This is a genomic window from Ensifer sp. GW821-FHT05G01 (assembly GCF_059419585.1).
Genome location: NZ_JBWKSC010000011.1, coordinates 93837 through 105877, shown reverse-complemented (window position 1 = coordinate 105877; position 12041 = coordinate 93837). Strand labels below are relative to the sequence as shown.

The window sequence follows — 12041 nt, the reverse complement described above, 5'->3', positions numbered from 1 at the left end:
TATCAACTCCGCTTGCGATGACACGGAGTCCGCTATTTCGCGGACGAGATCCCGGCAATTTAACGTGAGCGGATCGAGAATGCACCGGCGAGCCCCCTCATCGTCCGAAGCAAGCAGTCCACCGGCGGACCGCTGCTCCTCTTCATCCGATCCTAACTACAAGGGAAGCAAACGACGGACTTATCATTTGACGCCATATTGCAGTTCGGACAGCGGGTTGTTTACTGGATCGGTTCGAATTCGCCTGGCCGCCAGCTCTTGTCGAACCAAGGCCCGAGAGGCCCATACAGTCGAAGAAGGGTGTACCAGCCTTTACCTGCGACGGTTTGGATCCAGTTAGCCTCTTTGCCTTCGGGGGCCTTCGGACCGAAATAGAGCTCGACCGAACCGTCGGGATTCTCGATGAGCTTGTCCCGCTTGTTGTTCTTGCTTGGGAAGGTCTGGCCGGTCTGGAGTTGCGAGCGCGTCTGCGGATCGTAGACCACCACCGACCAGAAATCCTTGGCCGGCGGATTGGCGGGAATACGAAGCTTGTATGTTTTCGCACCATCCAGATAGTCGCCGTTCTGGTCGGTCGCAGCATATGCATACTGGGAGCCGGCGCCGATCATCTGCTCCACCATGGCAGGCGTGTTGACCGTCGCCTGGTAGAAGAACAGAGTCCTGGCGTCCAGATAACGGCCACCCTTGCCGCCATCCCGAAGCCATTGATAGCTGCCGCCGACAAAGGCCGCCCCCCATGCGCTGTTCGGATAGAGACGGAAGCCGTCGAGGCGCGGTCGGAAAATCAGCGCGCGGGCGGTTGCGTTGCCGACAGCGACTGCCTCGGTCAGCAGTTTCTTCATCCGCGCATCCGGGGCGAAGGGCTTGCCCTTTTCAATGCCGATGGAGGCAAACAGGCCCAGCAGTTCCGGATCGAGCATCGAAGTCGGCTCACGATCGATGACTGTATGAAGTTCTTTGTAGAACTCATAATTATTGGCGTGAATAGTATTCCAGGACTTGCGCGATCCGCTGATGAACTCCATCTTCGGCGGGTTATCACGCTTGCTGAGCGGATAGACCTTCAGTCCGCTTTTGAAGGAAGCCACCGCCGCGTCGGGCTTTCCATCGACCAGAAAACCACGCAGGATCAGCCAATTCACATAGCTGGTCGACTTTGCGACGAAGTACTTTTCACCGTCGACCTCTGCCTCCATGCCACCGACCGGCGGAACGAGATCTCCCTTATAGTCGGGCGGCAGGATCAGATACTTGCCACCCTTGCCGCGATCCGGGCCCGGCCCGCCCATGTCGGTCACGAAGCGGAAATAGGCATCGTTAACCGTGCCGGGACCAGACCCGGCAGGAATCTCCACAACCGTCGGCCCGTCTTTCCCCACGTCGAGAACGACGCTGCCATAGACAGTATCGGTGTTGCCGGTGAGGAACAGCGGCGCCGAATCCATTAGCTGATCAAGAAGGATTGCCTTGTTGGACGTGTCCGCGCCCATTTCCAGATGTCCGAGCCGAATGCCTTCGACGGATGTGGCGGGGATCCCGTTGAGGAATGTCTCGACGCCGCGCATGAGGTCGAGATTGTCATAGAGCCTATCGACCGTTGCTTCATCCGGCATCCCGTCAAAGAACTTCAGCGTCCCGAACCGGGTTTCCACCGTGTCCGGGGTCACGATCTTTTCGGGGATTTTATGATTGTAACCCGGGGTTTTTACCTCGCCGGCCGCAGTCAGCGTCGTTGCAAGCAAACCGGCCGCGGCCAACACCGCAGGACGAAGCATTTCAGATAACATGTTTGCCCTCGCCAATCTTACCATTTCCCGCCAAATCGCAGACAGCCCCCGGAAACGCACAGTTGCAGCAACCTACCACTTATGATTGCTTTGCAAAGCACGAATTATTGACCATCCGCTCCGGGGCCGATGAGACTTGGCGTGAAAGGATAAGACCCGGTTTCGTTTCCGTAGCATCTTCAGGACGGGGTCTCTCAGGATGAATGACGTCAGATGCGCTTTGCGTTTTTTGACCGACCAACAGGCGCTATCGGTTCCCCAAAATGGGCAATGCTGTGGCTTGGCGGGCCGCCCGGTAAGTTGGATGCCGCTGTCGGCATATTGAAGGATAGCTGATTAATGCAGGCGTATGTCTCGTCTACATCGAATTGCAGATATTGCTTGCCAATTCTACCGGCGGTCGAATATGTGAAAACTATCCATTTCACGCCAAACCCGAATTCAGGAAACATCTCAGATAGCAGCGATCCCCGTGATCTCGAGCCACGTCTTGCAAGGCTTGCCCGCGTTTATTCGAAGCGAACTGGGGGAGCGAGCGTTGCTGCGCGCCAATCGCGCCGCGGGCTTCGACGTGGAATTGATCGAGGACCGCAATGTCTACATTCCCCAGCAATCTGTGGTCGGGTTCGTCGAAGCCGTGGCGAGGGCAGCGGGCGACACAAACCTCGGTCTCTTGCTCGTGCCGAATATGGACGTTTCCGCGTATGGCAGCTTCGGCCGGTTTATCACTGAAGCAGGCACGCTCGGCGAAGCGGTCAAGCGAAGCGTTGTGGCGCTGCAATATCACAGCAGTTTTGACAATTTGACCGTTACAACCACGAAGGAGGAACTACGCTTTGGCTATAAATTCGCTTTGGCAGGGACTCGGGGGTATGAGTCGGTCGCATGTGCCGCCGCTGGCGAACTGCTGAGCCTCTTCAAGGCATATCTGCCTGACCATTGGCAGCCACTTCGCGTCGAACTTGACATCCCCATTCCAAGCCATACCTCACTCTTTGAGGACGTGTTTCAATGCCCGGTGATATTCAATGCGCCAGCAGTGACGGTCGTCGTTGAGCGGCATCGGCTGATGGCTGCGTCGCGACGAACATCTCGGTCGATTGTGACTCTCGAGGATGTCGCTCGCGATCGTCCAGGGGGTGCACCTCGGAGCTTGTTGGAAATTGCCACTGCACAGATTCGCGCCCAACTCCTGGCAGGGGAAGTGTCGATTGAGGAGGCTGCACGAACAATGGACACAAGCGTTCGGACGTTGCAGCGCGAGCTTCGACTGGCAGGCGCCGACTTCCGAGGCCTGACGAGCGCGGTGAGGATGCAGCGTGCGACGGAAATGTTGCGCGATGGAACCGTGTCGATCACCAATATATCGGAAGATCTCGGCTATTCCTCTCCGGCGGGTTTTTCGCGAGCGTTTCGTAAGGCGACCGGATTTGGGCCTCGCGAGTTTCGCGTCAAAGAAAACCTATCTGCTGGCGATCCCGACAGCGAAGCGTCAGAACGAACCAGCGAGCTGTAGTAAGGACCTCGCAAAGCAATTGCCTCATTGGCTTCACATGCTTCTACAATGAAGCTGGCAAGGCGGTGCCTGGCGCGGCCGTCTTATCCGGAGACTGCCGCGCCGCGAGCGTGGCTGCGGCTGTCTCCTTGTCGTCACCGCTGACCTGAACCACGGGCTGAGCAAAGTCGATCCCATTGTCATGGAAGGCCCGCATGACCATCGCGTAAGCCTTGCGACGGATCATTGTCTGTTCCCCGGGCTTGCAGGTGAAGGCGATGCCAAGCTCAATGCCGTACTCACCGATCTGCTCGACGCCCTTCAGCTTGAGCGGCTCAATGAAGAGCGAGCCGAGTTCCGGATCGGCCTGCAATTGTGCGCCGATCTCCTTGACGAGTTTGCGGACTTTATCAACGTCGGTTTTGAAAGGGACACGGATGCGGAACTTGTCGACAGTCCAATCGCGGCTGGCATTCTTGATCGCGCCAAGCGAACCAAAAGGTACGGTAAAGATTGGCCCGCGGTGGTGCCGCAGCCTCACCGAACGCAGGCTGAAGGATTCAACGACGCCCGTATAGCTTCCGGCTTCGATGTATTCCCCGACCCGAAAGGCGTCGTCCAGTAGATAGAAAATGCCGCTGACGACGTCCTTGACCAAGGTCTGCGAGCCGAATCCAATTGCAACCCCGACGACGCCCGCGCCGGCGACCAGCGGGCCGATTTTGACGCCCATCTCCGAAAGGACCGTGAGCGCCGCGACACAGAGAAGTGCCGCTGCCAAAGCGTTGCGGAAGACGGGCAGCAAAGTGCGAAGCCGGCTTTCTCGAGCGAGTGCGTTTGATCGAGAGGTTCCCTCATCATCGACATCGCTCAGCTTGCGGGTGATGTAGGCTTTTGCCAATTGCCAGACGAGGTCAATCATAAGCAGGATCACGACGCTGTTGAATGCCCCGGCGATGAGCGTCCGGATCAATGTCACTTCTCCGGACACAAAAGGGAAATTGTTTCGCCAAACGAAGGCAACCCAATCGACCGCTGCAATCAGAATTATGGCGCGCGTTCCGCGGACGAGCAGGACCGCCTTCGGGTCCGATGGGTCTCGCTCATTTGAGCGAGAGGGCGAGAATGAAAGCATCAGGCTGTCGGCAATCGACAAAGCGCGCGGCACAAGGACAATCATGATACCGAGCCAGAATAGAGCCATGAAGTCGCCGCACCAGAGCAGCCAGAGCACGACCGCGCCGGAGATGCCCATAGCGCGAGAGAGGCGGTCTCGCCACGATCTGACATCGCTGGAGCGCTCGCGCCAGATCATCGCCATTGCCAGAACAACAATTGGGATGGACAGTCCGATAGTGAGGGCTGACCGGACGTCGGCTGCAACACCAAGGCGTTCGGTTAAAGCCGAGAATGCCATCGTCGCTGCCAGCAATGCGGTGAATATCCGGGCCCGCAAATAGGAGCGGGCCGACATTATCGACGCGGCCAGCGCGATGCGCCAGAGCGCTGTTGCGAGCTTGTAGGCGACCAAAGCGAGAAGCGAGTAGAGTGCGACCACACGAACGAGTGGCGGCCAGGCGAACAGTAGAAAGAGGATCGCGACGGTCGCCGTGAACATTGAGAGCGTCAGAAACTCCGTGTAGGTCTGCCTCAAGTGCGGGTTGGGGAAGGGCACGGCGGGCACTGAATGGCGAAAAATCCATTCGATAGCAAAAGCTATGCCGGCGATGATTGCCAACACGAGCGCCGTGGGCATTGCGCCGCTGTTCCGCGCGTCTTGGGAAATCGCAGACACGGCGCGCGAAAGTTCATCGCTGACGCGCGGCACTGCGGTGAAAAACGCGTTGAGGCGGGCGCGCAAGAGCGCCTCGCGTTCCTCCATGAACCACACTGCCTCATTATCGCGGGACTGGGAAGCGGCGGCTTGCTTCTGCTCCAGCCAGACCCTCACGTCCTCATCGTCAAGCAGACGCAGCAGTTCGGCCACTTTGGACGCCTGAGAAATGGGGGGCACAGGCGTTTGCGCCTGCAGGTGCGTAAGCCCACAAAGGCAGAGGAACAGACTGCATAGCAAAGTCCGAAGGATGTACATAAAAGCCCGGTCCACTGGATCAAATCCCCTTTGTCAAATTATTGGTCTCCAAAAAACCAATGACAGGGGCGAAGCTGATGTAATTTGTTCATCTTCACTGAGGACCGGTCGCACCGTGCTCAACAAGAGACGTGGACGCCGAGACTTCATGTTTGCAGCCGCCAGGAACCGGATCCGCGGCGGCTGCATGCAGGCTGGTGGAATTAGCTCACCTTCTTCACCGGCGGTATCGTCCAAGAACCGTCAATGATGGAGGGATTGCTCTCGTTGGGCCAGTAGAGGCGCATCATGAGAATGAACTTGCCCTTGGGTGCTGGAAGCCAGTTCGACTCCTTATCTGCCCCGGGCGATTCATTCTGAATGAACAAATCGATCGAGCCGTCCGGATTTGCCTTCAGGTCCTGCCGTGCACTGATCGAATAGCGATTGAGCGGATTGTCGACGAAGAAGTACCCCGCATCGTACATCGTCAAGGACCAGAAACCGGACACGGGCGGCGTCTGGCCTTTCTTGAAGGTCATGACGTACTTTTCTGAACCGTTATAGGCCCGCTTGATCAGACCGCCGCCGGACTTCATCGACGTTGGGTAGACCGCATCCTGTGGCCGGTTTGCCCCAAGGCCGATCGCAGTGACCAAGGCACGCTGGATGTAGTTGGTGCCATAGATGCCAGTCTTGGTCGTGAAACCCCAGCCATCGATATCCTGCACGTCGCCATCGCTGAGCTTGAAGTGCATCATGATGCGCGCGAATGCGACCTGGGGCACGCGCTTGGCAAACGCCGGGTCGAACTTGCTTTTATCGAAATCCTGACCCGGGACAATGCCAAGCTCGGCGAGCTTGGCAATCATCGGTGCATCCGCCTCACTCGGCGGGTTTCGTTTCAGGAGCTCGGCAAAGAGGGTGAAGTATTCAATGGCATCCATGCCATTGACCTGCTCGCGGACGGCAGTCTCCATATCGATGGCCGGATCGACTTTACCCTTGGGCGCTGTCCAGTCCTTGCCCCAGGCGCTTAAAGGGTAGAGCTTCACTTCGTCCTGGAGCTTATGAACTTCGGCGTAGTCCTCCTGGGTGCCCGTGCAATAGATGCGTCCAAGCAGCCAAACGATGCTCGTCGGAGATTTGTATTGGGTCACGCCTTCGGGAAGCGTGCCTTCCCAGCCGGGTCCCGTCACCACGAATGTCTGGGCCTCGGTGCCCGTCGTGCGCTTTCCAGGAACGTCGAAAACGGTCGTCCAGCCATCCAGCATCGGGAACAGGGCGTAACGATCCTTCAGGTCGGGCAGGGTGATGACCCAGGGCTCATCGCCCACGTCGAAGAACGCGGTCGTATAAAGGGTATCGGCGTTCGGTGCGGTCACGTCCCGAAACTTGGCGTCCGGATACTGGCGCAGCTTGATCAGATGCCCCATGGGGCCACGGGTTCCTTCAGGTTCCGCGACGTTGGTAATCACGCGTCGGGTCAGTTCCATCGTCACTAGAGGATAGGCATAAGTGTACGCCTCGACCGCGAGCGCGAATTCGTCGAGCCCTTCCGGCAAATCTGCCACGAACCCGTCGGCGGCAGCACCAGGTCTTGCGAGGGAACCTGCCGCCAACACTCCAAGACCGGCGGCCGTCAAGTCACGACGCGTAATATCCATTCTATACCTCCATCGAAAAATCGAGTTGTCACGTAATGCTCTGAGTTCAGTCAATGTAAACGACGACGAAACGCCCGCCGTACGGCTGGTAGTAGACCCCGCCGCAGCGCCACACGACCGTGCCATTGACACTCGTGCTAACGCAGCCGGTGGGCAGTGCGGCAACATAAACGGTGGAGCGGCGGATCACTCGGCGCGTGGTGCGGCGAGCGACCCCGGCGACACTTCCAGGTGTCAACGGCCGTCCCACGACCGCATGTGCCTCGGATACGAACGAGCCGAACGGCCAAGGAGCGAGAGCGTCTACCGCGAGCATAACGAAACCGGCGATGGCGACTGAAAGGATCTTTGCGTGCAGCTTGCGCGTCCTCATTGCACTGCCTCCAGCGAAAGCTCGCCGGTGACATCGGCATGGACGTGTTCCAGCTTCTTGGCAGCTGGCGGCGGGGTGAACTTGAGCTGTGCCGCGTCGATGCCATCCGACTTCCAATTGCTGAGCCGCAGCGAATACTGCGGCGCGCCAGTGGTCCATTTGGTTGTGATGACGTATTTGAGCGGCAAAGGTCTACTGCCCCTGCTGATCCAGATTTGCCAGTCGACAATGTCGGTCCTGAACGCGAGATGGTCGCATTCCACCCCGTTGATAAAGGCCGATCCGACAACGGTTCCTTCCGTCACGCCGTCAGTGAGGACCGTATAGGGATCGCCTGCCAGAAAATCCGCTCCCGGAGCGTCAAGTCCGGTGGCGGCGCGAAGCTCCTCGGCCGCGTCTTGAACACTCGGACCGGGGCTCCGAAGCTGCGCGTAAACGTTCCGCACTTTGTCGTGCAGTGATATCGTGTCGCCATCAAATATCACCTCCGCCTGGGCAAAGGGACCCATGCGCTTCATTCGAAAACCTCGCTCGCGATCGACGGCGATGGAGCCGGAGGCGCTGTACTGGATTTTCTGACCTTGCAGATTAACGACTTCCTGATCGACGTCATAGTCGGCACTGAGGGTCGGCGCCGATTTGAGAGCTTCGCTCATTGCAGCCAGTATCCGATGCGCCTCCGGCTCTATTCCTTCTTGCGCCGATACTGGCCAGGCCACCATGCAACCAGCGGCCACCAACATTGCGGTCAACTGGCGCCGCCAAGCTGCGCCGGGTAATCTCAGTCCGTCATCCATTCTCTCTCACCCAGAAAGCTTGTTGAATTGTTTGCCGGCCGGATCTCGCAACTGGCTGCTGCGTAGATCTGGGTCGCAAAGGCATTCCAGCCTAGGGATTACTGCTGTATTAGCCGCGTGTGATCTTACCATTTTACGCCAAGTTACAACTTTAATGTTACATCCGACCGTGGGCGGAAATCCAGTCAAAGATCGAATGCCGGCGCGTCAGAGCCCAATTTTGACCCCCTCTGATGTAGATGAGCGCTTGGCCTGCCCGGCGCTGGCCGGGGTTGCCTCTGGTCAGAGATCCAGTGATCGCTTCCATGCGGCAGATATCATTGATGCAACGATCGAGCCGCCTTGCCGGAGCACGGACAACGATATTCGGCGCACGCCGCAAATCGAAGCCACAGCCAGCGCAGAAATGTTGCGGGACGAGCTCGACCTGATCGAAGGGTGCGATGCGACTGGCGCAGCAAGGGCATCGGTCACGCAATCCGCAGCCGTGGATCAGGCATGAAACCTGGGTCGCAAACCGCCAGCGCTGCCGAAAATACGGCTGTGCATCATCGGCAAGGCATCGCGGGCAGAACTGCAGCCAGGTCGAACTGCCCCGGCGGCCATCGTTGCGAAGCGGCAGCAGGAGCTGCTTCAGCGGCGACGATTTCATTGGCATCACCGAGAGCTTTCGCAGAGAAAGGCCAGTACGTGCGTGGAGCAGGCGGGCGACGTAGACGGGTAGCCGGGGGTCGAGGGTTGCGGACCACATCCCTGGGCTTAAACCGAGCACACGGGCGAAAGCACGAGGCGCAACACCGTTGGCATACGCCAGCCGGTGTACCCAGCTCGACAGCAACTCGTCGTGCTGCGGGGCGACGACGCTGGGCCACCGATCCGAGACAACGTCGCGGTACCGCTCGCCAATCCCGATCGCCAAGCCAGGCCCGTCGCATATCGTCATAGCAGGCTCTCGCGCAGCGCCGAATTTCGCCGGTGCGAGATCGGAACGTAGTGCAACTCGTCGATGCCCGCCCTCGTGATCTGCTCCGCACCGGAGCTGATGGCGGCGATCGCCGCCTTGGTGACGATGGTGACGATCTCGCCGATCAATCCCTCCGAGAGGCTGAATATCCGCCGCGCCAGCCGTTCGTCCGACAGATCCGAGATGCGAGCCAGCGGCAATGCTGCCTCGAGGCTGTCGAGCAGCGTGAGATAATCCTCGTCATAATGCCACCGCGGAACTGCGAGCAGATCGAACCGGCTCGCCATCTCGCTGGTGGCGTTGAGAAAGTCGTAGACGGCCACCTCTCCGATCAGCACCGATGCCACATCGTACTGGCGGCCGATCCGTCGCGGAAACGCAAAGATCGCCTCGATGTCGCGGGTCCGGCCGCGTAGCGCGTTGTGGAACTCATCGAAGATCAGCACCTTCGGTTTGAGGCTGGCCAGCAAGTGATCGACTTGCTCACCTTTCGAGCCACGCTGCGGTCGCCGATCGGCGCCCGTAATGCTTGAAGAATGCTTGCATAGAAATGACCGAGGCCGGCGCCTTCACGGGGCTGAACGATCCATGCCTTCTGTTTCGACGCGGTTCGCAGATGTTCGACTGCAAAGCGCTCGGCGATCATCGTCTTGCCGTTGGCATAGGGCCCAACCAGCATCAGGCCCTGCGTCCGCAACGACGCTGGTCGCGACAGCAAATCCGCCAGCCGGCGATGGGCGTCCTTCGCAACTTGGTGCGCGATCCATCGCGGGGCGCGGACATATGCAATTCGCTCGGCGGGATCTCGGTCGAGATACGACCGGACATGATCAAGCAAATGATCCGACATGCGGAGCTACCAATCCTCCACCGGCAACCGGCGCTTCTGGCGCACGGGGTGTTGCGTGGGACCAGACACTGGTGGCTGCATTGCCTGATAGGGCTTTGCCGCTGCGGTGGCGAGCGCGCTGCGCACGGCATCGCGCAATTGGCGCTTTGACGGTTTCGCCGCTTCGACAATGGCTGCAATCTCACGGCGAGCGCCACTTTCTCTTTGCTTGAGCGGTGATTTGCGGCACGCCGGCCGGCGCGGTTGGCCTCGTGCTCCCATAACGTCAGTGACGTCAACTGGCCATCGCGCCGCTCGACGGGACAAAACTGTCGGGCTTCCGGGTCGTGGACGTAGACATGGCTGATGTCCCGCGGATCGTTTCGCACCTCCAGCTTTCCGAGCCGGTCGCGCTGCGGAATGAGACTACCAAGCCACGGCGCATAGTAGTGCAACGCAAACATGCTGATCCCTTGCGGCGACAATTGCCGCTCAGTTCCCGGCAGAAACGACAACAGGACGTGTTGCGGATCGTCATCGAAGCGGGGCACAGCAGCGCTGTTGCGCTGCCATTCCGTGATCGGCACCTTCAGCGTCTTGGCGTTTTCCTGAAGATTGTGATCGATGACCGCAAGTGCGAGGCATCGCTCCAAGTCCGCGAAACGCAGGCGCGCGCGCCGCTCGGACGGATATTCGTCGCGGTCTGCCACCGAGCGCCCCGAAGAACCGGGATATGCGGCGAGAATAGCGTTGAGCTTGCCCAGCAGGGGCTCGACCACACCGCCCTGATGCACGCGGCCACGATCGCGATAGCGGATACGAATGCCATAGTCATCGCAGCCGCGTTGGAACGCATACCCCTTGAATTCCTTCGCCGAGTCCGTAACGAGCAGTTTTGGCCGGCCGAATACCGGCCAGGCATGGTCGAGGTTGCGGGCCGCAAGCCAAGGCTCTTTCGGGCACAGGGCCTGGGCAAGGCAAAGTGCGACAGACAGGACCGAAGGTTTTTCCAGTGCGAGGCAGACGCCGAGAATGGACCGAGTCGCAACCTCGGTGACGATCGTTAGGTAAGGACGGCCAACGAACAGTCCGCCTCCGTCGACAACCTCGACGAAATTGATATCGGCGTATGGTCGATTTGACAGACGTCGAGCGAGTGCGGCGCATGGATATAGCCTGGTCGCGGCTTCAGCCGCAGCAGGTGCTTTGGATTGGCCGACCGCTTTCTGGCGATCTCTTCGGGTGAAAATAGTGCGGGGATGCGCCGGGCGACGGTGACATAGGACGGCAGGGCAAGGCCGGCTACTTCACAGCGCGCACGGATTTCGGCGACAACGGGTGCGAGTGGAGGCGCCTCGAGCGTAAGCCATTGCTCGCGCAGCGTCGCGCTGATGATTGCCTCGATCCCGTCCGGCAGACGCTTGCGCCGGGTTTCGGCAGCAAAGCAGTGACCGTCCGGTCGCTGCGGTATCGAGCAAGTAGATTGTAAACTTGCCGCACGGACAGCCGTAGCTCGGCCGCAGCCCGGTCAGCGGCAGCTTGTATCGGACCGGTGCCATCGACAATCTTGTCCAGTTCACGGGCTACACGACTCGCCGTCGACCATTGCTCGTCCGAAATCGCGCGAGCCGCCGTCGAGGTTCGGTTGTGCAATCGCTTGCAGAGTTTCACTGAAATCGTTAGTGGAAAAAAAGACCGCATCTACCGGCTAAAGCTAACGGGCATATGACATTTTGCGGTTTGAATCGACAAAGTTAAATCCACAAATTTGGTGGCCATGCCACTTTTGATGGGCGAAGCGCGTCGCGATGCGGATCATACCATGGGCTGAGGAAGTACCAGTACCTGATCGTAGGGGAGGGACGCCTAGGCTCTTGCTGCGCCAGGGCAGCCAGCGGCGGAATAGCCGGCCTTCGAGACCAATGCGGTCGCCGAGATACTGCCAGAACGACAGACCGAGCTTCCGACAGGTCTCAAGCATGGTGTCGCGTGCGAGGCACGCACCGTCCGCGGACGTCGCGGCGCACGCCAGCACGAGTCCTATCTTATTTTTTG

General features: G+C 59.2%; 7 protein-coding genes and 2 pseudogenes. 1 reads left to right on the top strand and 8 read right to left on the bottom strand.

The annotated features are described in order from the left end of the window. Positions 1–221 precede the first annotated feature (221 nt). Entirely contained in the window at positions 222–1790 is a 1569-nt protein-coding gene (locus tag AC07UR_RS24305) for a DUF1254 domain-containing protein (RefSeq protein ID WP_173422801.1), read from the bottom strand. Between the two features lie 538 nt (positions 1791–2328). On the opposite strand from AC07UR_RS24305, the gene AC07UR_RS24300 reads away from it, so the two are divergent. Beyond that, a complete protein-coding gene (locus AC07UR_RS24300; RefSeq protein WP_234903051.1) occupies positions 2329–3306 on the top strand; it encodes an AraC family transcriptional regulator in 978 nt (325 codons plus the stop codon). Between the two features lie 43 nt (positions 3307–3349). Here AC07UR_RS24300 and AC07UR_RS24295 read toward each other — a convergent pair whose 3' ends face one another. From AC07UR_RS24295 to AC07UR_RS24265, 7 genes and pseudogenes are all read right to left on the bottom strand, one after another. Continuing rightward, complete coding sequence (locus tag AC07UR_RS24295; RefSeq protein ID WP_173422800.1) at positions 3350–5272, bottom strand: mechanosensitive ion channel family protein; 1923 nt, start codon at positions 5270–5272, stop codon at positions 3350–3352. A 308-nt stretch (positions 5273–5580) separates the two neighbouring features. Next, entirely contained in the window at positions 5581–7023 is a 1443-nt protein-coding gene (locus AC07UR_RS24290; RefSeq protein ID WP_173422799.1) for a DUF1254 domain-containing protein, read from the bottom strand. A gap of 46 nt (positions 7024–7069) precedes the next feature. Beyond that, positions 7070–7339, bottom strand: a complete 270-nt coding sequence (locus tag AC07UR_RS24285; protein WP_234942072.1) for a hypothetical protein — start codon at positions 7337–7339, stop codon at positions 7070–7072. Positions 7340–7392: 53 nt separating this feature from the next. Continuing rightward, a complete protein-coding gene (locus AC07UR_RS24280; RefSeq protein ID WP_234903050.1) occupies positions 7393–8193 on the bottom strand; it encodes a DUF2092 domain-containing protein in 801 nt (266 codons plus the stop codon). 157 nt (positions 8194–8350) lie between these two features. Next, entirely contained in the window at positions 8351–9136 is a 786-nt protein-coding gene (locus tag AC07UR_RS24275; RefSeq protein ID WP_173422797.1) for a TniQ family protein, read from the bottom strand. Then, positions 9133–10007 (bottom strand): annotated as a pseudogene (locus tag AC07UR_RS24270) (TniB family NTP-binding protein). The gene AC07UR_RS24275 and the pseudogene AC07UR_RS24270 overlap by 4 nt, the downstream one beginning before the upstream one ends. A gap of 6 nt (positions 10008–10013) precedes the next feature. Continuing rightward, positions 10014–11687 (bottom strand): annotated as a pseudogene (locus AC07UR_RS24265) (transposase). Between the last annotated feature and the right edge of the window lie 354 nt (positions 11688–12041).